The sequence below is a fragment of the Caulobacter sp. X genome, from assembly GCF_002742635.1.
Lineage (GTDB): Bacteria > Pseudomonadota > Alphaproteobacteria > Caulobacterales > Caulobacteraceae > Caulobacter.
In genome coordinates this window covers 2334287-2357046 of sequence record NZ_PEGF01000001.1, presented here as the reverse complement: position 1 = coordinate 2357046, position 22760 = coordinate 2334287, and the positions used below count along the sequence as shown (strand labels likewise).

The 22760-nt window shown below is 68.3% G+C and carries 17 protein-coding genes and 1 tRNA gene; 10 read left to right on the top strand and 8 right to left on the bottom strand.

From position 1 onward, the window contains the following. Positions 1 to 34: 34 nt before the first annotated feature. The 9 genes from hemC (at position 35) to CSW60_RS10875 (ending at position 13351) form a co-directional block, all read left to right on the top strand. A complete protein-coding gene (hemC, locus tag CSW60_RS10915; protein WP_066682412.1) occupies positions 35 to 1003 on the top strand; it encodes a hydroxymethylbilane synthase in 969 nt (322 codons plus the stop codon). A gap of 3 nt (positions 1004 to 1006) precedes the next feature. Beyond that, positions 1007 to 1693, top strand: coding sequence for a uroporphyrinogen-III synthase (locus tag CSW60_RS10910; protein ID WP_099537257.1), 687 nt, complete (start codon positions 1007 to 1009; stop codon positions 1691 to 1693). Between the two features lie 43 nt (positions 1694 to 1736). Then, positions 1737 to 2615: a COG4223 family protein gene (locus CSW60_RS10905; RefSeq protein ID WP_099537256.1), complete on the top strand. Its 879-nt coding sequence runs from the start codon at positions 1737 to 1739 to the stop codon at positions 2613 to 2615. Beyond that, entirely contained in the window at positions 2612 to 4147 is a 1536-nt protein-coding gene (locus CSW60_RS10900; protein ID WP_099537255.1) for a heme biosynthesis protein HemY, read from the top strand. The genes CSW60_RS10905 and CSW60_RS10900 overlap by 4 nt, the downstream gene beginning before the upstream one ends. A 41-nt stretch (positions 4148 to 4188) precedes the next feature. After that, positions 4189 to 4264 (top strand) — tRNA-Thr (locus tag CSW60_RS10895). Positions 4265 to 4614: 350 nt separating this feature from the next. Next, the gene (locus CSW60_RS23470; protein ID WP_099537254.1) at positions 4615 to 9942 is read left to right on the top strand and encodes an S-layer family protein; all 5328 of its coding nucleotides are present in this window, start codon (positions 4615 to 4617) and stop codon (positions 9940 to 9942) included. An 84-nt stretch (positions 9943 to 10026) separates the two neighbouring features. Next, on the top strand, positions 10027 to 10344 hold the full coding sequence (locus tag CSW60_RS10885) for a hypothetical protein (protein WP_099537253.1): 318 nt from the start codon (positions 10027 to 10029) through the stop codon (positions 10342 to 10344). Positions 10345 to 10773: 429 nt separating this feature from the next. Beyond that, complete coding sequence (locus tag CSW60_RS10880) at positions 10774 to 11301, top strand: hypothetical protein (protein WP_099537252.1); 528 nt, start codon at positions 10774 to 10776, stop codon at positions 11299 to 11301. Positions 11302 to 11326: 25 nt separating this feature from the next. After that, positions 11327 to 13351, top strand: a complete 2025-nt coding sequence (locus tag CSW60_RS10875; protein WP_099537251.1) for a TonB-dependent siderophore receptor — start codon at positions 11327 to 11329, stop codon at positions 13349 to 13351. 63 nt (positions 13352 to 13414) lie between these two features. Here the strand turns inward: CSW60_RS10875 and CSW60_RS10870 are convergent, their stop codons facing one another. The 7 genes from CSW60_RS10870 to CSW60_RS10840 all read right to left on the bottom strand — a co-directional run bounded on the left by CSW60_RS10870 (position 13415) and on the right by CSW60_RS10840 (position 21567). Beyond that, the gene (locus tag CSW60_RS10870; RefSeq protein WP_099537250.1) at positions 13415 to 14050 is read right to left on the bottom strand and encodes a hypothetical protein; all 636 of its coding nucleotides are present in this window, start codon (positions 14048 to 14050) and stop codon (positions 13415 to 13417) included. Positions 14051 to 14180: 130 nt separating this feature from the next. Continuing rightward, on the bottom strand, positions 14181 to 16382 hold the full coding sequence (locus CSW60_RS10865; RefSeq protein ID WP_099537249.1) for a 3-hydroxyacyl-CoA dehydrogenase NAD-binding domain-containing protein: 2202 nt from the start codon (positions 16380 to 16382) through the stop codon (positions 14181 to 14183). 24 nt (positions 16383 to 16406) lie between these two features. Next, on the bottom strand, positions 16407 to 17612 hold the full coding sequence (locus tag CSW60_RS10860) for an acetyl-CoA C-acetyltransferase (protein ID WP_099537248.1): 1206 nt from the start codon (positions 17610 to 17612) through the stop codon (positions 16407 to 16409). A 72-nt stretch (positions 17613 to 17684) separates the two neighbouring features. Further along, complete coding sequence (locus CSW60_RS10855) at positions 17685 to 18065, bottom strand: hypothetical protein (RefSeq protein WP_099537247.1); 381 nt, start codon at positions 18063 to 18065, stop codon at positions 17685 to 17687. Continuing rightward, on the bottom strand, positions 18062 to 19225 hold the full coding sequence (locus tag CSW60_RS10850; protein ID WP_099537246.1) for an acyl-CoA dehydrogenase family protein: 1164 nt from the start codon (positions 19223 to 19225) through the stop codon (positions 18062 to 18064). The genes CSW60_RS10855 and CSW60_RS10850 overlap by 4 nt, the downstream gene beginning before the upstream one ends. Positions 19226 to 19227: 2 nt before the next feature. Continuing rightward, complete coding sequence (locus tag CSW60_RS10845) at positions 19228 to 21021, bottom strand: acyl-CoA dehydrogenase C-terminal domain-containing protein (RefSeq protein ID WP_099537245.1); 1794 nt, start codon at positions 21019 to 21021, stop codon at positions 19228 to 19230. A 66-nt stretch (positions 21022 to 21087) separates the two neighbouring features. After that, the gene (locus tag CSW60_RS10840; RefSeq protein WP_066687615.1) at positions 21088 to 21567 is read right to left on the bottom strand and encodes a MerR family DNA-binding transcriptional regulator; all 480 of its coding nucleotides are present in this window, start codon (positions 21565 to 21567) and stop codon (positions 21088 to 21090) included. A gap of 199 nt (positions 21568 to 21766) precedes the next feature. Between CSW60_RS10840 and CSW60_RS10835 the strand changes: the two genes are divergently transcribed. Further along, positions 21767 to 22405: a helix-turn-helix transcriptional regulator gene (locus tag CSW60_RS10835; RefSeq protein WP_099537244.1), complete on the top strand. Its 639-nt coding sequence runs from the start codon at positions 21767 to 21769 to the stop codon at positions 22403 to 22405. A 15-nt stretch (positions 22406 to 22420) separates the two neighbouring features. Here the strand turns inward: CSW60_RS10835 and CSW60_RS10825 are convergent, their stop codons facing one another. Further along, positions 22421 to 22630, bottom strand: coding sequence for a hypothetical protein (locus tag CSW60_RS10825; protein WP_099537243.1), 210 nt, complete (start codon positions 22628 to 22630; stop codon positions 22421 to 22423). Positions 22631 to 22760 lie beyond the last annotated feature (130 nt).

Below are 22760 nucleotides of genomic sequence, written 5' to 3'. Positions count from 1 at the left end.
GATGAATTTCGCATCCGCAGGTAACGTTCCGACCGTGTCCCGGCAACCTCCCATCCGCATCGGCGCGCGCGGCTCCAAGCTCTCGCTGGCGCAATCTGGACTGATGCAGGCCCGTATCGCCGCCGCGCTCGGCGCCCCGGCCGGCGCCTCCAAGGACGAGATCGAGGCCGTGGCGCCCCTGATCCCGATCGTCACCAGCGGCGACCGCATCCAGGACCGCCGCCTGATGGAGATCGGCGGCAAGGGCCTCTTCACAAAGGAGATCGAGGAAGCCCTGCTGGACGGCCGCATCGACTGCGCGGTCCACTCGCTGAAGGACATGCCGGCCGAGCTGCCGCCGGGCCTCGTCCTGGCCGCGACGCCAGAGCGCGAAGACCCGCGCGACGCCTTCATCAGCCACATCTGCGAGCGGCTGGAGGACCTGCCCAAGGGCGCGCGCCTCGGCACCGCGTCCTTGCGTCGCCAGGCCCAGGCCCTGCACGTGCGGCCCGATCTCGAGATCGTCATGCTGCGCGGTAATGTCGACACCCGCCTGGCCAAGCTGGAGCGCGGCGAGGCCGACGCCATCCTGCTGGCCCAGTCGGGCCTGAACCGCCTGGGCCTTGGCCACCTGACCAAGAGCTGGATCGACCCCGACGCCTGCCCGCCCGCGCCGGGCCAGGGCGCCCTGGTCATCGAGACGCGCGCCGAGGATGTCGGCGCGCCGTGGCTGGACGCGATCCGTTGTCGCCCGACCACGATCGCCGTGGCCGCCGAGCGCGGGGCGCTGCTGGCCCTGGAAGGCTCGTGCCGCACCGCCATCGGCGCCCGCGCCACCCTGGACGGCGCGCGCCTGTCGATGATCGTCGAGGCCTTGACCCCGAACGGCGCCCAGCGCTTCCGCCGCCACGGCGAGATCACCTTGTCGGGCGCCGACGACGCGGGCGAGGCCCTGGCGCTGGGCCTGAAGCTGGGCGGCGAGGTGCGCGCCGAGGGCGGCGACGCCATCCTGCTGCCGGAATAGGGCATGGCGAAGGGCGCGCCGGTCTGGATCACCCGCGCCCGTCCCGGCGCCGAGGCGACCGCCGCCAAGGTCGCGGCCCTGGGTTTCACGTCGATTATTGACCCCCTGCTGGAGGTCGCGCCGATCGCGGCCTCGATCGACCTTGGGGGCGTTTCGGCCTTGGCCTTCACCAGCGCCAATGGCGTCCAGGCCTTCTCGGGACTCACCGACGCGCGGAGTCCGCCCGTCTTCACGGTGGGCCGCGCCACGGCGTCGGCGGCGCGGGAGGCGGGCTTCGCCCAGGTCTCCAGCGCCGACGGCGACGTCGAGGACCTGGCGCGGCTGATCAGCGAGGTTTCGCCCGGTCCCATCCTCTGGGCGGGCGCGCGAGAGCCGGCGGGCGATCTCGTCGCGGCGCTGAACCAGGTCGGCGTCGCCGCGCGCGGCGTGGCGGTTTACGAGACGGTCGAGCGTACGCCATCGGAGGCGACTCTGGCTCTTCTGGATCAGCCTTTGACCGTGCTGCTGCATTCGCCCCGCGCGGCCCGCCGTCTGGCTCAAACCCTGCATCGCCGACCGGCCCGCGCCTTGCGGGCGCTGTGCCTGTCCGAGGCCGTCGCGGCTGGGCTTCCGCGGCTGGACGACCCGAGTTCTGTGGCCTGCGCGCCGCGCCCGGACGAAACCGCGCTGCTCTCCCTGCTGACAGCTTAAGCGCAAAGTTGCGCGGCGCGGCGGCGTGGGGCACGAATGGCGTATGAACGCCGCACCCGATCCCGCTGAAATCGTCGCCCCCAGCGATCCGGCGCTGTACGCGCGCAAGAGGGTGATGGGCCCCAGCGTCTGGGTCTGGCTGTTCCTCTGCCTGCTTTGCGCGGTCCTGGGCGCCGGCGTGGCCTGGTTCGGGCCGACGCTGTTCCCGGCCAAGTCGACGCCAACCGCGCCCATCTCGGCCGCGCCCAGCCCCAAGCCGATCGCCGAGCGCCTGGCGCCCGTTCCGGCTCCGACCGTCGAGACCAGCGTCGCCGCGCCGGTCGCGCCCGCCGCCGACGTCGAGCGTCTGGATGGCCGGGTGACCGCCCTGGAGACGACCCAAAAGAGCGTCGCGGACGCCGCCGCCGCCGCCCTGGCGGTCTCGACCATGGCCGAGGCGGCCAATAGCTCGCGGCCCTTCTCGGAGGAGCTCGCCGGCCTGCAACGCGTCCTGCCCGGCTCGCCCAGCCTGCGGGCCCTTGAGCCGCTGGCCCGTCTGGGCGCGCCGACCCGCGCCGGTCTCGCCGTCCAGTTCGGCAATCTGGCGGGCCGCGCCGCCAGCGCCGCGCGCAATCCGGGCGCCGACGCCGACCTCTTCGCGCGCATCCGCTATGCGCTGTCCAGCATCGTCTCCATCCGCCACGTCGGTTCGATCAAGGGCTCGACGCCGGATGCGATCCTGGCCCGCGCCCAGGTTCTGTTGGACGAGGGCGACATCGAGGGCGCGGTCGCCGCGCTGGAAGCGCTGCCAGACCCTGCTCGCGAGGTGCTGGCGCCGTGGTTCGCCGCCGCCAACCGCCGCGTCGAGATCGACCGCCACGTGGCCTCGGTCCGCGCCGACGCCCTCGCGGCCCTGGCTCGCATCACGCAGGCCGCCCCATGACCCGCGTCGTCTTCGCCCTTTTCCTGGTGGCCGCCGTGGCGGTCAGCGTGCTGGCCCTGACCGGCGAGCCGGGCCGCGCCTCGCTGGAGTGGATGGGCTGGCGAATCGAGATGACGGCCGCCGCCGCCGCCCTGCTGACCCTGTTCTCGGCCCTGCTGTTCACCGTGCTGTGGCGCGGCGTGATCTGGATCGTCGAGGCGCCGCGCCGCGCCGCCCGCGCCCGCGCCGAGGCCAAGCGCAAGCAGGCGATCGAGGCCCTGACGCGCGGCTTCCTCGCGGTCGCGGCCGGCGATGGCTCCGAGGCTCGCCGTTTGGCTCAGAAGTCCGCCGAACTGGCCGAGGACGCGCCCGGCCTGGTCCGCGTCCTGGCCGCCCAGGCCGCCGAGGCGGCGGGGGATCGCGGCGCGGCCGCCAGCGCCTACAACGCCATGCTGGGCTTTCCCGAGATGCGGCTGGCGGGCCTGCGCGGCCTGATGCAGGCGGCCCTGGCCGACGGCGACAAGCAGGCGGCCCTGCGCTACGCCGAGACCGCCTATGGCCTGGCCCGCACCGCCCGCTGGGCCTGGCGCGCCCTGCTGGAAGCGCGGCTGGAGGCTGGCGACTGGGCCGCGGCCCTGCAACTGGTCCAGGGCGCCCTGGACCGCAAGATCGTCTCCCCGGCCGTGGCCGAGCGCAGCCGCGCCGCCCTGCTGGCCGCCTCGGCCGCCAGCCTCGAGGACTCGCCGGACCCGAAGATCCGCGCCCAGGCGCTCGATTTCGCCAACCAGTCGGTGAAGCTGAAGCCCGACTTCGCGCCGGGCGTGATCATGGCCACCCGCCTGCTGGCCGACGACGGCAAGACGGCCAAGGCCGGCCAGTTGATCGAGACCGCCTGGAAGGCCCAGCCGCACCCGGCCCTGTGGCTGGCCTATCGCGACCTGAAGACCAACGAGACGCCCAAGGCCCGGGCCCAGCGCCTGGCCGCCCTGGCCGCCCTGCGTCCCGAGGTTCGCGAGAGCCTGATCCTGCGCGTCGAGGCGGCCCTGATCGGCGGCGACCCGATCGCCGCCCGCGCCGCGGCCCGCCTGCTGGACGACGAGGCCCCGACCGCGCGTTTCGCCGGCCTCATGGCCCGCGTCGCCGCCGCCAACGGCCAGCCCGACGAGGCCCGCGCCTGGATCGCGCGCGGCATCGACGCTCCGCGCGAGCCCGACTGGTCCGACCTCGACCCCGAGGGCCGCGCCTTCGCCTATCAGCGCGAGGACTGGGCGCGCCTGGCGGTCAGCTACGCCGAGACCGGCCAGCTGATTCATCCGCGCCACGAGCGTCGCGAGCGCACGATGAGCGATTTGCCCGAGATTCCGTCGGCCTATGTCGAATCAACGCCGTTCATCCGCGCGGCCGAGACCGGCGGCGCCCTGTTGCCCATTCCGGACGATCCCGGCGTGTTCGATGCGCCGCCGCTTCCGGACCCGCCGGAACCGGCTCCCGCGCCTCGTCGCAATTCTGGTGCAAGACGGCGCTTGGCAAGCGGCTCGCGCCCCGCTAAATAGGCGCTCCCTCCGCTCCGGGATCGCTCCCGAAGCGTCCGTGGGCCGCCTTAGCTCAGCCGGTAGAGCGGCGCATTCGTAATGCGTAGGTCAGGTGTTCGAGTCACCTAGGCGGCACCACTCTCTCCTTCTTTCTGGAATTGCCGGCGCCGACCGGCGAGTTCGCCTTGACGCCTAGGTCGTCGAGCGAGCGGGACCGGCTGTCTCGGGCCACGCGGCCGGCGGCGCGGTAGCTGGGACGGCGGCAAGGCGCCAGCCGTTCACCCTGATAGGCCAAATCTTTCCAGGACTTGCCGGCCGCGCATGTCTCGCTCGCCAAGGTTGTTAACCTTACGCTCTACGTAGGGAAGATTACTATCCACAGATAAATCCTAGGTAGATTACGGCCAAATCTAGGCGCCCTGGTTTCCCTATGCGTAGCTCGACTTCTCAACCTCCGGGCGTGCGCCCGTCAGCAGGGAAGTGCGGTCATGTACGTGAAGACTCTCAGCGCGGGCGACGACACCTATGCCGGCGACGAAGGCGCGCCGGACCTGGTCGATCTGGTCAATGGCGGGGCGGGCGATGACGACCTGTCGGGCGGCCAGGGCGACGACACTCTGAACGGCCAGGACGACAACGACCTGCTGAACGGCGGGGCGGGGAACGACATCCTGGATGGCGGCGCGGGCGACGACACGGCGGCGTTTTCGGGCGCGGCCGGCGACTATGTCTGGAGCGGCGACAGCCATTCGGCCACGATCACCGGCCCCGACGGGACCGACACCCTGATCGACGTCGAGCATCTGAAGTTCGGCTCGACCGTCATCGACCTTCCCGCGCCCAACACCGCCCCGACGGCGCCGGCCGATGGCGACGCGGCGGCCAACACGGTGTCCGAGGGCGCGGCCGCCGGGACCGTGGTGGCGGGCCTGACCTTGGCCTCGACCGATCCCGACGCCGGCCAGACCCTGACCTGGTCGTTGCTGGACGACGCCGGCGGCCGGTTCGCCATCGACGCCGCCACCGGCGTCGTCACCGTGGCCGACGGCTCGAAGCTGAACTTCGAGACCGCGACCTCGCACCAGATCACGGCCCAGGTCAGCGACGGAACCGCCGTCGCCTCGGCCAGCTTCACGATCCAGGTGGCCAATGTCGCGGTCGGCGCGCCGGCGGATGGCGAGGCGGCCGCCAATACGATCTCCGAGGCCGCCGCCAACGGGACGATCGTGTCGGGTCTGACGATCACCGCGGCCGATCCGAACGGCGGGGTGACCTATAGCCTGGTCGACGACGCGGGCGGACGCTTCGCGATCAACGCGGCGACCGGCGTGGTCACGGTGGCCGACGCCAGCCTGATCGACTTCGACGCGGCGAGCTCGCACCAGATCACCGTGCGGGCGAGCGATGGAGAGGGCGCGGCCGACGCCAGCTTCACGATCGATGTGGCCAACGTCCCGCCCTCCGTCCCGAGCGACGCCGACACGACCGCCAACCTGGTCTCGGAAGACGCCGCCAACGGCGCCCTCGTCGGGATCACCGCCTCGGCCGCGGAGCCCAAGACCGGAACGGTCAGCTACAGCCTGTCCGACGACGCCGGCGGGCGCTTCGCGATCGACGCGGCGACCGGCGTGGTCACCGTGGCCGACGGCTCCAAGCTCAACTTCGAGGCCGCGTCGTCGCACCAGATCACGGTCCGGGCCACCGACGGCCAGGGGGCCTTCAGCAGCCAGACCTTCACGATCGCCGTCGCCAATGTCGCCAATGGCGCGCCGCAGGACGACAACAGCGCCGCCAACACCATCTCGGAAGGGGCGGTGAACGGCGACGCCGTCCAGGGCCTGTCGATCTCGGCGCCCGACATCAACGGCGGGCCGCTGGTCTACAGCCTGCTGGATGACGCCGGCGGGCGCTTCGCGATCAACGCCACGACGGGCGTGGTCACGGTCGCCAACGCCACCCTGCTGAACTTCGAGGCGGCGACCTCGCACCAGATCGTCGTCCGGGCCGCCAGCGGCGCGGAGAGCGCCACGGCGGCCTTCACCATCGGCGTGCTGAACGCCGCGCCCGTGACGCCCTTCGACGCCAATCCGGCCGCCACCACCGTGATCGAGGCGGCCAACAACGGCGCCGCCACCGGCCTGACCGTCTCCGCGCCGGATCCGCACGGCGGGACGGTGACCTACAGCCTGACCAACAACGCCGGCGGCCGGTTCGCGATCAACGCCACGACCGGCGTGGTCACCGTGCTGAACGGGTCCTTGCTGGACCACGACATCCAGTCCAGCCACACCATCACCGCCCAGGCCAGCGACGGCCTGCTGACGAGCAGCGCCGACTTCGTCATCACCCTGATCGACAAGATCGACAGCTACTGGACCGGCACGACGGCGGCCAACACCTACACGGTCACCGCGACCGACGTGCAGGACTGGCAGCTGGATGGCCTGGCCGGAAACGACACCCTGACGGGCGGCGCCGGCGACGACGTGATCATCGGCGGCGCGGGCGACGACATCCTGGCCGGCGCCGGCGGCAATGACACCTTCTATGTCGCGACCGGCGAGGGCAGCGACACCTTCGACGGCGGCGCGGGCTACGACACGATCAAGGCCTCGTCCGACAATGTCACCATCACCCTCAAGGCGATGACGGGAATCGAGGCCTTCGCGCTGAACGGCTTCATCAACGTCAACATCGCCGGCACCAGCGCCGCCGATACGCTGGACTTCACCAACGTGACCATCCCGTGGACGCCGACCATCAGCATGGGCGCGGGCAATGACGTGGTCTACGGGACGGCCGGCGCCGACAATATCAAGGGCGAGGCGGGCGCCGATGACCTGCGGGGCGGCGCGGGGAACGACATCCTCGACGGCGGGGCCGACATCGACAGCCTCAGCGGCGGCGACGGCAATGACACCCTGATCGGCGGCGCCGGCAACGACAGCCTGTCGGGCGGCAATGGCGACGACCTGTTCCTGATGGGCGTCGGCTCGGGCACGGACTGGGTCGAGGGCGACGCCGGCTACGACACCGTCCAGGCCAGCGCCGATAACACGATCTTCAGCTTCAGCATGCTGCGCGCCGTCGAGGTTATCTCCAGCGGCGGCTTCGCCAACGTGACCCTGCCTGGCACCAGCGGCGCCGACAACCTGGACTTCGGCGGCTACATCTTCGTCGGAACCGTCACCATCACCGGAGGGGCGGGCAACGACTGGCTTTTCGGCTCGGCCAGCGATGACAGCATCAAGGGCGAGGCGGGCGAGGACTGGATCCGCGGCCAAGCCGGAAACGACACGCTCGACGGCGGCGACGCGCTCGACAACCTCGAGGGCGGCGACGGCGCCGACACGCTGATCGGCGGCGCCGGCAACGACCTCCTGTACGGCGGCAATGGCGACGACGTCTTCCTCATCGGCCTCGGCGCCGGCTCGGACACCTTCGACGGCGGCGCGGGCTTCGACGAGATCCGCGCCACCGCCAACAACGTCGCCATCAGCTTCGCCAGCCTGTCGGGCGTCGAGTCGATCTCGGCCAACGGCTTCACCGGCGTGACCATCGCCGGCAGCTCGGGGGCGGACAATCTCAATTTCCTCGGCGTCCAGCTCAATGGCATGGCGATCAACGCCGGCGCCGGCGACGACGTGATCACCGGCACCAACAACGCCGACGTCATCAACGGCGGGACGGGCAATGACACGATCTATGGCCTGGACGGCAATGACGTGATCGATGGCGGGACGGGCGCCGACACCCTGTACGGCGGCGCGGGCGACGACACCTTCCTGGTCGCCACCGACGCGTCCGCCTACGCCGACAATTTCGACGGCGGCGCGGGCGTGGACACCGTCCAGGCCACGGCCAACAACACCGTCATTGGCGTCACCGGCATGAACGGGATCGAGGTCTTCTCCAGCGGCGCCTTCAGCAACTTCACCGTCGGCGGCACCAGCGCCGCCGACAATCTGGACTTCACCGGCAAGACCCTCCTCGGCTCGGTTGTCCTCAACGGCCTGGCCGGCAACGATGTCATCACCGGGACGGCGGGCGACGACACGATCCGGGGCGGGGACGGCGTCGACACCTTGAATGGCGGCCAGGGCGGCGACAGGCTCTACGGCGACGCCGGGGCCGACACCCTGAACGGCGGGGATGGCGCCGACATCCTGGACGGCGGCGCGGACGTCGACACGCTGAACGGCGGCGCGGGGGACGACGTCATGCTGATGTCGTCCGGCACGGGCTACGACGTCTACAACGGCGGCGATGGCTTCGACGAAATCCGCAGCAACGGCGCCACGCTCATCGCCTGGTCCAGCATCTCCGGCGTCGAGAAGATCAGCGGCGGCGGCTTCGCCAATGTGCAGATCGGGCCGCAGTTCACGGGGTTGGCCTGGACCTTCGACTTCACGTCTTACCAGCTGGAGGGGATCGCCCAGATCAGCGGCGGTCTCGTCGGCGACAACATCACCGGCACCGATGGCAACGACGTCATCTATGGCGGGCCCGGCGCGGACATCCTGAACGGCGGGTACGGCGACGACACCTTCACCTATACGGGCCCCAATGGTCAGTTCGACACGGTGGATGGCGGCGGGGGCTGGAACAAGCTGGTCGCCGCGGCCGCGAACGCCGTCATCGAGGTGGCTTCGATGACCGGCATCCTGGAAATCTCTTCGGGCGGCTTCTCCGGCGTCTCGTTCGCCAGCTCGAACCTGGCCGACACCATCGACCTCCGGAACGTCCTGGTCGTCTCCGGCATCACGCAATTCAACCTGAACGGCGGCGCCGACTTCTTCTGGGGCACGGACGGCGCCGATGTCGTCGACGGCGGAACGGGCGACGATTTCATCTACACCGCCGGCGGCGACGATATCATCCGGGTGTCGTTCAACAACGGGGTGGACGAGATCCACGGCGGCGACGGCTACGACAAGATTGTCTACGGCGGCGGCGGCAATGTGAACATCCTCTTCAACTTCGATGGGATCGAGGAGGTCCAGGGCTCGACGATTTCCTTGGTGAACATCGTCGGCACGACGGGCGGTGATTTCATCGACATGAGCAGCATCGTCCTCAAGAACATCCACTACATCGACGGCGGCGCAGGCGAGGACGTGATCCACGGCTCGGCGGGGGCTGACACGATTGTCGGCGGCGCCGGCGTCGATGAGCTCTTTGGCGGCGATGGCGACGACCACTTCCTGTTCGGCGCGGAGGATGTCGCCGATGTGGTTCATGGCGGCGCCGGATATGACACCATGATGAGCATCGCGGCCATCTCCGTCAGCGCCTTCGATGGCATCGAAGCCATCGCCTGGACGGGCACTTCGGGTTATGGCGTGAAGGTGTTCGGCGGCGATGGCGTCAACACCTTCGACCTGACCAATGTCACCGTTTCCAACGTCTATTACTTCTCCCTGCAAGGCGGCGACGACACGTTCATCGGGTCGGCCTCCGCGGATTACATCTTCAGCGGCTTGGGCGCTGACACCCTGAGCGGCGGGGGTGGCGCGGACAAGTTCGCCTACTGGTCGACTCAGGAGGCGGTCGGCGACGTGATCGTCGATTTCGTCAGCGGCCAGGACAAGATCGACGTCTCGCTGATCGACGCCGTCATAAGTGGCTCCGGCGGCGACGACGCTTTCACCTTCCTGGGGACCGGCGGCTTCACCAGCCGCCAGGGACAGCTGCGGTATGAAGCGGTGTCGGACGGCGTGGTGGTCCAGGGCGACACGAACGGCGACGGCGTGGCGGACTTCAACATAAAGGTGCTAGGCGTCTCGTCTCTGAGCGCCTCGGACTTCGTGCTGTAACGGGCTGGGGCCAGAACCGCTCGCCGGGGCGGTTCGGAACCCTCGCCTCCGCGTGTTCGTTGCTGCGAGACCACGGAGGCCGCCATGTTTGATCCCGTCGACGACGAAACCGCCCTCGAGCAAGTGCTCGCCTTCCTCAGCGCGCCGCCGGCGGCGGGGACGGCGGACGACGCGCGGTTCGGGGCGCGGTTGCGTCAGGTGATCGCCGCCTCGATTCCGGCCGCCGAGGGGGATGATCCCGAGGACGCGCCCCGGCTTTCGCTGGATGACGACCTGCGGCGTCGCCTGGACGCCTTGGCGCGCCGGCGGGCCGAGGACCATCCGTTCGGCGACCATCCCGATGGCATCGGTCCGACCCTGGGCATGGATCTTGGCGCGCCGACGACGCGTCGCGATCCTTAGGTTGAGGCCCGCGAGCGGCTCATCCGAAGCGGAAACTTGCCACTCATTTCAGGTTTGAAACGCGGGGCGCGACAATCTGTCCCGTTCCGGGACTTGGGTTGCGCGCCCGATTGATTTGGCGCGGCCATACCGACCTTGTGTACCGGCCATACCGCTGTAAAGGCTGGCTAAGCCGTAGGCGCTAGAAGAAATCGATGTGTATGCTGAAGGCGCGCCTCGTCGCCATTTCAGTTATTATATGAAATACTTAATGCATGTCGCTATTATGGATATATGATAAGCGTAAGTAGTTCCGCATAAATACATGAATTGTATTGAAAGATAGGCTGCGACAATCTGTCATTGTCCGCAGCGATTTACCTTCTATTCAGAAATAAAGCCCGATCTCCATGCGCATCAGCTCGACATAACGAGCGGGGGATAGGCTGAATGTTGAACAAGACCAAGAGTGGCGCGATTGCGCTGATCATCGCGGCGTCCATGACGCCCCTGGCGGCGCACGCGGATGCGGCCAAGGATATCGTGATCGCGGGCCGCGCCCTGACGTTCCTTGAGAATGGTCCCACGGGCAAGGTCGTGATGGGCGTCGTCTTCGATCCGTCGAAGCCGGGCTCGGTGGCCGAAAAGAACGCGGTGATGGCCGCGATCGGCGGCGGCCTCAGCGCCGGCGCCGTGACGATCACGGGCAAGCCTGTCGAAGCCGGCGACGCGGGGGCCCTCGGGGGCGTCGGCGCGCTCTACGTGACGACGGGCGCCAACGGCGCGGCCGTGGTCGGCGCCGCCAAGGGTAAGAAGATCATCACCATCGGCTCGGACGTGTCGTGCGCCACCAGCGGCGCCTGCGTGATGAGCGTGTCGGGCGATCCGAAAGTGGAAATCGTCGTGAGCCGCTCGGCGGCCGCGGCGGTCGGCGCTGTCTTCAAGGCCGCCTTCCGCATGATGATCCGTGAAGTCTGACCCTAGCGAACGAAAGAGACCCACCATGAAGACGACTCTCTTCGCCGGCGCTTCGGTCGGCCTGTGCCTGATGGCCTTCGCCGGCGCGGCCAACGCGCAATCCATCGACTACGGCGCGATGGAGCAGCTGTTCAACGAACCGGTCACCACCTCGGCCACCGGCTCGCCGCAGCGCTCCACGGAAGTGCCGGTCGACATGACCATCATCAGCGCCGCCGACATCAAGCGGTCGGGCGCCAATGATCTGCCCACGATCCTGAGCCGCGTCGCCGGCGTGGACGTGCTGAACTTCGCCGCCGGCCAGTCGGATGTCGGCATCCGCGGCTACAACCAGGCCCGCTCGCCGCGCCTGCTGGTCCTGATCAACGGCCGCCAGGTCTATCTGGACCACTTCGGCTACACCGACTGGGCCTCGCTGCCGATCCAGCTGAGCGAAATCCGCCAGATTGAAGTGGTGCGCGGCCCCAACAGCGCGATCTTCGGCTTCAACGCCGTGTCGGGCGTGGTCAACATCATCACCTTCAACCCGAAGTTCGACGACACCAACGTCATCGAACTGAAGGCCGGCACCAATTCGAGCACCAGCGTCTCGATCGTGAAGACCCTGCGTCTGGGCGAACGCCTGTCGGTCCGCCTGTCGGGCGGCGTCGACCATGAAGACGAGTGGAAGAACACCTCCACGGGTACGGGCGCCATCGTCGCCTCGCAGATCCACAACCCGTCGACGGCTCGCGCCAACATCGACGCCGTGGCCCAGCTGACCGACAAGGCCACGCTGCGGGTCGAAGGCTCGATGTCGAACGGCTCGTCGACCCAGGTGATCTCGACCTTCGCCTACGCCGCCCACCGGGTGAAGACCGACTCGATCAAGGCGACCCTGAACGCCGAGACCAAGTTCGGCCTGCTGCAGGCTCAGGCCTACCGCAACAATCTGGACGCCTTGACGCCCGGTCGTCGTTACCTGAACGACATCACTGTCTACAGCCTGGAAGACCTGTTCAAGATCGGCGCGGCCCACACGATCCGCGTCGGCCTGGAATACCGCGACAACCAGCTGGACACCGCGTCCTACGCCGGCGCCAAGGTCAGCTACACGGTGCTCGCGCCGTCGGCCATGTGGAACTGGGTCGTCAATCCGAAGCTGTCGGTGACCACGGCCGTCCGTCTGGACAAGCTGAGCCTGAAGCGCACCGGCACCTTCCCGGTTGGCGCCCCGCAGACCAACAACGCCCTGTGGGACCGCGACATCACCGAGACCAGCGTCAATGTCGGCGCGGTCTACAAGGTCACCGACCACGACACCGTGCGCGCCACCTTCGCGCGCGGCGTGCAGGCCCCGACCCTGCTGGAGCTGGGCGGCCTGCTGATCCCGCCGGCCACCACGGCTCCGACGGGCGCGCTGATCACCGGCAACCCGCAGCTGGATCCGGCCATCGTGACCAACTACGAGCTGGCCTATGACCGCAGCCTGCCGGCTCTGAAGGCCAAGATCGGCGTCAAGGTCTTCGCTCAGCAGACCAAGGACGTGAAGGGTCAGTTCAGCACCGCTCAGGTGGACTTCGCTCCGACCTCGACCACCTGGGCGACCTACACCTACAAGAACGTCTCGGACTCGAAGATGAAGGGCGTCGAGCTGTCCGCCTCGGGCAAGCTGGACGGCGGCTTCCACTGGAGCGCCGACACGACCTACACCGACGTGAAGGACACCCCGTTCACGACCGTCTCGACGATCGTGCTGCGCAAGGTCAACTTCGCGGCCACCTCGCCGAAGTACCGCAGCAACCTGGCCGCCGGCTGGGCGAACGACAAGTGGGCCGTCGACGGCTACGCCCACTTCGTCAGCAAGTTCGACTCGTACAACGGCAACGTCCTCGAGCCGGTGAAGGGCTACACCGCCATCGGCGGCCGGGTCGCCTACACCCTGGCCAAGGGCACCGATATCGCGCTGAACGGTCAGAACCTGACCACCAGCCGCCAGTCGCAAGCCAAGGGCCCCAGCGGCCTGCAGGCCGAGCGCCGGGTGATGCTGTCGCTGACCAAGACCTGGTAAGCGTCCGCACGGACTAAAGGAGAGGGCTCCGCCGCGAGGCGGGGCCCTTTTCACGTTGGGACGTCAGTCGTCCCACCCCTTGCGCTTCTTCTTCTTGCCCAGGGCGAAGATGCCGGGATAGGGCCCCTTGCCGACCCGGTAGAGACACCAGTCGTCGTCCTTCTTGCAGTCGCCGTCGAAGGCCGCCTTCTTGTCCGGATCGATCGCGGCGTACATCGGGGCGGTCAGGGCGCGTTTGCCGTCGGCCTCGGCGCAGGCGGCCTTTTCGTCGCGGGTCAGGGCCGTGACCTTCTCGTGCCGGCAGCCAAGGCTGTCGCGCAGGCTCTTGCGGGTCCCGTCGCTCTCCTCGACCAGCTTGCGGGCGGTGAAGCCGGGCGGGGCGACGATCGCGGGCGCGCCGACCGGCTCGGCGGCGGGCGCCGTCGGCGCGGCGACCGAGGGTGGAACGGCGCGTCGCGCGGCGGGGCGGGCGGAAGGTTGGGCGAGCGGCCTGGCGATCGGCGGCGCCGGCGGCGCCTCGACCAGTTCGGCCTCGATGGTCGGCGGTTCGACGAGGTTGGGCATCCAGCGCGCGCCGGCGACCAGGGCCAGCAGCGCCAGGGCGTGGGCGGCCAGCACCGCGGCCCAGGCCGCCAGGGTGCGCCGCAACGCTCGCCGCGAGGGCTCTCGCCAGGTTCCGATGGCGATCGCCGTACTCATGGTCTCTCCGGGCGCTGCGGCGCGCCGTGTGGTTAGGCCGGCGATGCGGCGCAAGCGTGGCCATGCGGGACAACAAAAAGGCCCGGCGTCGCCGCCGGGCCTTTCCGTGTTTCAAGCTTGAAGGCCAGGCTTACGCCGCGGCCTTCGCCTTGGCGCCGAAGCGACCGTAGAAGGTCTCGCCCTTCTCGGCCATCTCGCGCAGCAGGGCCGGCGGGGCGAAGCGCTTGCCGTACTTCTGGGCGAGGCCGTCGCAAGCCTCGACGAAGGCCTTGGCGCCGACCGCGTCGATCAGGCTGATCGGACCGCCGGTCCAGGGCGCGAAGCCCCAGCCCAGGATCGCGCCGACATCGGCTTCGCGCGGATCGGTGATGACGCCTTCCTCGAAGCAGCGGGCGGCTTCGACGGCCTGGCGATACAGCAGCCGGGTGCGGATCTCCTGGATCAGCGCCTGGTCGGCCTCGGCGATCTTCACCGGAGCCAGGTCCGACAGGCCCTTCCACAGGGTCTTGGGGCCGTTTTCCGGATAGTCGTAGAAGCCCTTGCCGTTCTTGCGGCCAAAGCGCTGCAGTTCGACCACCATCTTCTCGATGATCGGGGCGAACGGACGGTCCTCGAACTTGTCGCCGAGGTCCTTCTTGGTCTGCTGGGTGACCTTGTAGCCAAGGTCCAGGGCGACGTCGTCGTTCATTTCCAGCGGACCGCGCGGCATGCCGGTGGCGCGGCCGACATTGTCGATGATGGCCGGGGCGATGCCGTCGGCCAGCATCTCGAGGCCCTCCTGGACGAAGGTGCCGAAGCAGCGCGAGGTGTAGAAACCGCGGCTGTCGTTGACGACGATCGGGGTCTTCTTGATCTTCAGGACGTAGTCGATCGACTTGGCCAGGGCCTCGTCGGACGTCTCTTCGCCCATGATGATCTCGACCAGGCCCATCTTGTCGACCGGCGAGAAGAAGTGGATGCCGATGAAGTTCTTCGGACGCACGCTGGCCTTCGACAGGCCGGTGATCGGCAGGGTCGAGGTGTTGGAGCCGAAGATGGCGGTCTCGGCCAGTTGGGCTTCGGCCTTCTTGGTCACCTCGGCCTTGATCTCGCGGTTCTCGAACACCGCCTCGATGACGAGGTCGCTGCCCTTGACGTGATCATAGTCGGTGGTCGGGGTGATCAGGCCAAGGACCTTGTCGGCCTTCTCCTGGGTCATCTTCCCGCGCGACACGGCCTTCTTCAGCAGGCTTTCGGCGTAGGCCTTGCCCTTCTCGGCGGCTTCTTGCGACTGGTCGATCAGGACGGTCTCGATGCCGGCCATGGCTTGGACATAGGCGATGCCCGCGCCCATCATGCCCGCGCCCAGCACGGCGACCTTCTTGGCCTCCGACGGCGGGACGTTGGCCGGACGGCCCGAACCCTTGCCCAGCTCCTGCAGGGACAGGAACAGGGTGCGGATCATGCCCTTGGCCTGGGGCGACATCATCGTCTTCAGGAAGTAGCGGGTCTCGATGCGGATGGCCGCGTCGAACGGCACCTGCGTGCCCTCATAGACCGCCTTCAGGATGTTCAGCTGGGCCGGATAGTTGCCATAGGTCTGCTTGCGCAGCATGGCGTTGCCCATCACGAAGACCTGGCTGCCGGTCGGGGTGTAGGGACCGCCGCCGGGCAGCTTGAAGTCCTTCTTGTCCCAAGGCGCGACAGGGTCGCCCTTGGTCTTGACCCAGGTCTTGGCCGCCTCGACTTCCGCGCCCGGGGCGACCACTTCGTGGACGACCTTCAGGGCCAGGGCCTCCTGCGGCTTCATCGACTTGCCTTCCAGCAGGTACGGCGCGGCGGCCATCACGCCCATCAGACGCGGCAGGCGCTGGGTGCCGCCGGCGCCCGGCAGCAGGCCGACTTTGGCTTCCGGCAGGGCCAGCTGGGTCTTCGGATTGTCGCCGACCACGCGGTAGTGACAGGCCAGGCAGATCTCGAGACCGCCGCCCATGGCCAGGCCGTTGATCGCCGCGGCGACCGGCTTGCCGCAGGTTTCCAGGCCGCGGAAGGCCTTGTTCAGCGCGAAGCCGGCGTCGAACGCCGCCTTCAGGCCGGCTTCACCGCCGCCCGCGCCGCCGCCCAGGCCGCCCGAGCCGCCCAGTTCGCCCAGGTCGGCGCCGGCGCAGAAGCCGCTGGCCTTGCCCGAGGTGATGACCGCGCCCTTGATGGCGTCGTCGGTCTTGATGCGTTCGACGATCTCACCGATTTCCTTGATGACCGAAGCGGTCAGGGTGTTCATCGAACGGCCGGGCACGTCGAAGGTGACGAGGGCCACGCCGTCGGAATCGACCTCGATCTTGAAGTTTTCCATGTGACTAGTTCCTGATCGAGAGGGTTAGACGCGTTCGATGACCGTGGCGGTGCCCATGCCGGCGCCGACGCACAGGGTGATCAGGGCGGTTTCCTTGTCCGAGCGCTCCAGCTCGTCGACCATGGTGCCCAGGATCATCGCGCCGGTGGCGCCCAGCGGGTGGCCCATGGCGATGGCGCCGCCGTTCACGTTCATCTTGTCGTGCGGGATGTCGAGCGCCTGCATCATGCGCAGGACGACGGCGGCGAAGGCCTCGTTCAGTTCATAGAGGTCGATGTCCTTGACCTCCATGCCCAGGCGCTTGAGCAGCTTCTCGGTCACCAGCGAGGGGCCGGTCAGCATGATCGAGGGCTCCGAACCGATCGAAGCCGCGCCCTTGATCTTGGCGCGAGCCTTCAGGCCCAGGGCCTCGCCCATTTCCTTGGTGCCGATCAGCACGCCGGCGGCGCCGTCGACGATGCCCGAGCTGTTGCCGGCGTGGTGCACGTGGTTGACGCGCTCGACCTGCGGATAGCGCTGGGTCACGACGGCGTCGAAGGCCATTTCGCCCATGCCGGTGAACGACGGGTTCAGCGCGGCCAGGGTCTGCATGGTGGTCGAGCCGCGCACGGTCTCGTCATGATCCAGGATGGTCAGGCCCAGCTGGTCCTTCACCGGGATCACCGACTTCTTGAAGCGACCGTCGGCCCACGAGGCGGCGGCGCGCTTCTGGCTCTCGACGGCGTAGGCGTCGACGTCGTCGCGCGAGAAGCCATAGAGCGAGGCGATCAGGTCGGCCGACACGCCTTGCGGGGCGAAATAGGTCTTGAAGGCCGAGGACGGGTCGGTCGGCCAGGCGCCGCCGTCGCTGCCCATCGGCACGCGGCTCATGCTCTCGACGCCGCCGCCGATCGCCAGCTGGGCTTCGCCCGAGGCGACCTTGGCCGCGGCCATGTTCACGGCTTCCAGGCCCGAGGCGCAGAAGCGGTTGATCTGCACGCCGGCGACGCTTTCGGCGTAGTCGGCGGTCAAGACGGCGGTGCGGGCGATGTCGCTGCCCTGCTCGCCGACCGGGGCGACGCAGCCCAGGACGACGTCGTCGACCTTGCTGGTGTCCAGGTTGTTGCGGTCACGCAGGGCTTCCAGCACCTGGGTGGCCAGGGACAGCGAGGTGATCTCGTGCAGAGACCCGTCCTTCTTGCCCTTGCCGCGCGGGGTGCGCACGGCGTCGAAAATGTAAGCGTCAGCCATGGAATGGCTCCTTCCTGCGAAGCGTTGTTCGTGTCTTTTGGCGGCGCGCCGGCCCCGCGGGGCCAGGCGTCGTTATTGTTTCCAGTTCCCGATCGGGTACTTGCCGATCGGCTCGCACTTGAGGCCGCGCGCCGAGACCTTGGCGCGGTAGTAGAGGCGCGATCCGAACTCGGGCGGCGGCAGCTCGCACGCGGTGAAGCCCGAGGTGGTCACCTCCAGCTTCCACTCGGCGATCTTGGAGCGCAGCAGGGTCTGGCAGATGTCCTGGCCCGCCGGCTGCAGCGGCAGCTTGAAGGCGCCCGGCTGCGGCGTCTTGCCGACCAGGGCGCCGGAAAAGGTGAGCGGCCGAGGGCTTTGCACGGCGCGCACGCAGACGACGGCCGAGCGGGCGTCGTTCGCGGGGGGCGCGGCGGCTGGGCCCGCCAGCAGCGCGATCAGCGGCAGCGTGATCACAGGGTCCTCGCGATCAGCAGTTTCATGATCTCGTTGGTGCCGCCGTAGATGCGCTGGATGCGGCTGTCCTTGTACATGCGCGCGATCGGGTATTCGTTCATGAAGCCGTAGCCTCCGAACAGCTGCAGGCAGCGGTCGACGATCTTGTTCTCCAGGTCGCTGACCCAGTACTTGGCCATCGAGGCGGTGGCGGCGTCCAGCTTGCCTTCCAGGTGCTGGCCGATGCAGTGGTTGACGAAGACCTTGGCGACGGTCGCCTCGGTCTTGCACTCGGCCAGGACGAACTGGGTGTTCTGGAAGTCGAGGATCGCCTTGCCGAACGCCTTGCGGTCCTTGACGTAGGCGATGGTCAGCTCCAGCGCCCGTTCGATGGTCGCCATGCCCTGCACGGCGATGTTCAGGCGCTCCTGCGGGAGCTGGCTCATCAGCTGGAAGAAGCCCTGGCCCTCGTCGGTCCCCAGCAGGTTCTCGGTCGGCACCTTCACGTCGTTGAAGAACAGCTCCGAGGTGTCCTGGGCTTCCTGCCCCAGCTTGTCGAGGTTGCGGCCGCGTTCGAAGCCTTCCGCGCCGTCGGTCTCGACGAAGATCAAGGACGTGCCGCGCGCGCCGCCGGCGGGATCGGTCTTGGCGACCACGCAGATCAGGTTGGCGGTCTGGCCGTTGGTGATGAAGGTCTTGGAGCCATTGATGACGTACTGGTTGCCGACCTTCTTGGCGGTGGTCTTGATGCCTTGCAGGTCGGAGCCCGCGCCCGGCTCGGTCATGGCGATGGCCGAGACCAGCTCGCCGGTCGCCATGCGCGGCAGCCAGCGCCGCTTCTGCTCCTCGGTGCCGTAATGGAAGATGTACGGCATGACGATGGCGTTGTGCAGGCTGGCGCCGAAGCCGTCGACGCCCTTCTTGCCCAGCTGCTCCATCAGCACGACCTCGTGCCGGTAGTCGCCGCCGGCGCCGCCGTATTGCTCGGGCGTGGAGAGGCCGAGCAAGCCCGCCTCTCCCGCCTTGGTCCACATGTCGCGGTCGACGCAATGGTTCTTGCGCCACTTGGCGACGGTCTCTTCAGGGGCGTGCTCGTCGAAGAATTTGCCGACCGCGTCCTCGAAGATCGCGATGTCTTCCTCGGCCATGAAGGCCGGCTTTTCAACGTTGAGCACGCTCATGATCAGAAAGCCTCCGCGGGCAGCGCCATCAGGGTCGCCGAACCGGTCTTCAGCTTGGCCAGATGCGACGCAGCGTCAGGCAAGATGCGTTCGATGAAATATCGGCCGGTCGTCAGCTTGGTCGAATAGAACGGGTCCGACGAGCCGGCGGCGATCTTGGCCTGGGCGGCCTTGGCCATCAGCGCCCACATGTACGCCAGGCCCGTCAGGCCAAAGAGGTGCATGTAGTCGGTCGAGGCCGCGCCGGCGTTGTCGGGGTTCTGCAGGCCGTTCTGCATCAGCCACATCGTGCCGTCCTGCAGCTGGGCCTTCACGCCGGCCAGGGCCTCGATGAACGGCTTGATGGACTCGTCGGCGTCATTCTCGCCGATGAACTGGTCGATCTCCTGGAAGAAGGTCATCACCGCGCGGCCGCCCTTGGCCGCCAGCTTGCGGCCGACCAGGTCCAGGGCCTGCACGCCGTTGGTGCCCTCGTAGATCAGGGCGATGCGGCAGTCGCGCATGAACTGGCTGACCGGGAAGTGCTCGGTGAAGCCGCTGCCGCCGTGCACCTGCACCGCGTTCGAGCAGACCTGGAAGCCCTTGTCGGTCAGGTAGCCCTTCAGCACCGGCGTCATCAGGCCCATGTAGTCGGCCGACTTCTCGCGGACCTTCTCGTCCGGATGGACGTGCGAGAGGTCGCCGTGCAGGGCGGTCCAGAACAGGAAGGCGCGGCCGCCTTCGATCAGGGCCTTGCTCTCCAGCAGCATGCGGCGGACGTCCGGGTGGACGATGATGGGATCGGCGGGGCCGTCGGCGTTTTTCGGGCCGGTCAGCGAGCGGCCTTGCAGGCGGTCCTTGGCGAAGGCGACGGCGGCCTGGTAGGCGGCCTCGCCCTGGGCCACGCCTTGCATGCCGACGCCCAGGCGGGCCTCGTTCATCATGACGAACATGATCTTGAGGCCGGCGTTCTCCTCGCCGATCAGGTAGCCGACGGCGTCGTCATACTGCATCACGCAGGTGGCGTTGCCGTGGATGCCCATCTTCTCTTCCAGGCCGACGCACTTGACGCCCTGGTTGCGCTCGCCGACCGAGCCGTCGGCCTTGGGGAAGAACTTCGGCACGATGAACAGGCTGATGCCCTTCACGCCGGCCGGGGCGCCCTCGATGCGGGCCAGCACCAGATGGATGATGTTGTCCGACATGTCGTGTTCGCCGGCCGAGATCCAGATCTTCTGGCCGGTGATGCGATAGGTGCCGTCGGCCTGCGGGACGGCCTTGGTGCGCAGCAGACCGAGGTCCGTGCCGCAGTGCGGCTCGGTCAGGTTCATGGTGCCGGTCCATTCGCCGGTCACCATCTTGGGCAGGTAGGTCTGCTTCTGCTCGTCGGTGCCGCCGGTATGAATCGCCGAATAGGCGCCGTGGGCCAGGCCCGGATACATCGAGAACGCCATGTTGGCCGAGCTCGACATCTCGCTGAAGGCCAGGTTCACGACGTGCGGCAGGCCCTGGCCGCCATAGGCGGGATCCGAGCCCAAGCCGGTCCAGCCGCCTTCGCACAGTTGCTTGTAGGCGTCCTTGAAGCCGGGCGGGGTGGTGACGGTGTTGGTGGCCGGATCCAGGTGGCAGCCGTTCTTGTCGCCGACCGTGTTCAGCGGCGCCAGGACCTCGCCCGTGAACTGGGCGGCGGCGTCCAGGATCTGCTCGACGACGTCGAAGGGCGCGTCGGAGAAGCCGGGCAGGTCGCCATGCTGATCGATATTGAGCACGTCGCGCAGAATGAAAGCGTGATCGCGAACGGGCGGCTGGTAGGTCATGAAACGGTCCTGGGAGGAACGGAGAAGGAAAGGGATGCGGCGCCGCCCGAGAGCGACGCCAGGGTCTTACTTGCCCAGCATGGCCTCGGCGTGACCGTCGAGGCGGGCGCGCAGCACCTGCTCGTAGTCGGCCGCGCGCGGCAGCAGGTCGGGGCGGATCTCGGCGAGGCGGCGTTCGAGGCGGTCGCACGCCTCGCGCAGCTCGACCAGAGCGTTGTCGATGTCGTCGCGCTGCTGCTCCAGCGCCGTGGCGCGTTCGCGGAACTTCTTCAGCGAGCGGGCCATCTGGGCCGCGCCCTGGTCGTTCTCGTCATAGAGGTCCAGCAGCTCGCGGATTTCCGACAGCGACAGGCCCACGCGCTTGCCGCGCAGGATCAGCTGCAGGCGGACGCGGTCCTTGTGCGAATAGACGCGGTTCAGCCCTTCGCGCGCGGGGCTCAGCAGGCCCTTGTCCTCGTAGAAGCGCAAAGCGCGCGGCGTGGCTTTGAATTCGTTGCAGAGCTGGCGGATCGTGAATGTCCGCTCGGGGCGACGCAGGTCGGCCATGGTTTAAACCTCCCGGTGAAGAGGGCCTGGCTACTGCGGCCGGGCCGCTTGGTTATCGTCGATCACCCTAAACCCGATCCCGGGGCAGCGTCAACGCTTACGTAAACGTCAATCTATGCTGTCGCCATAGGTTTACTTTCCTAGGCCGGCGGGCGTATTTTCCCGTCTCGAAGGCCACGATCGTCAAAGGAGACGCCGGATGGCGACCCTCTCTCACGGCGAAATCTGGCGGGCCATCGACGCCCTGGCCGAGCGCTTCGACATGACGCCGTCAGCCATGGCCCGGATGGCGGGCCTGGATCCCACCAGCTTCAACCGCTCCAAGCGCGGCTCGACCGAGGCCGACGGCCGGGCGCGCTGGCCCTCGACCGAGAGCCTGGCCAAGCTGCTGGAAGCGACGGGGGTCAATTTCTCGGAGTTCGCGGCCCTGACCGAACAGTCCGGCGGCGCGAGCGCAAGGCGGGGCGCGCCGCTGATCGGCCTGGCCCAGGCCGGGCAGGAGGGCTTCTTCGACGCGGCGGGCATGCCCGTGGGGGCGGGCTGGGACGAAGTCGCCGCGCCGGATCTCGGCGAGGGCCTGTTCGCGCTGGAGGTGTCGGGTGACGCCCTGACGCCGGTCTATCGCGACGGCGACCGCCTCCTGGTCTCGCCCACGCTCGAGCCGCGCAAGGGCGACCGCGTGGTGGCGCGGACCCATGCGGGCGAGGTTCTGGTGCGGGAGCTGGGCCGGGTCACGGCCAGGACGATCGAGTTTTCGGCGCTCGGGCGCGAGGGCGACCGCCTGCTGTCGCGGGACGAGGTCGCCTGGATCGCGCGGATCGTCTGGGCCAGCCAGTAGCCGGCCTAGAAGACTTTACGTGCGCGGGCAGTCGCCGTGGGTGTCGAGCAGCCAGGCGATCAGGGGGCCGGCGGCCGGATCGGCGCACGACACGTCGACGCGATACGACTGCCAGGTGTCGTTGTGCGCGGCCTCGACGTGGGCGTCGGGGAACTGCTGAACGATGCCGCCGAGCAGAGAATCGAACTTCTGTCGATCGGTGGGGCGGAGGGTGAACGAAGCCATTGGTCTGACCTTGAAGACTGTCCTGGTCCTGAAGATCGGACCTTAGACTCACAAAAGTGGTCAGACCCTTAATACCGAATTCAGTCTTCGTTCATCTGCCAGGCAAGGTGTCGCTGGGCGGTTTCGTCGC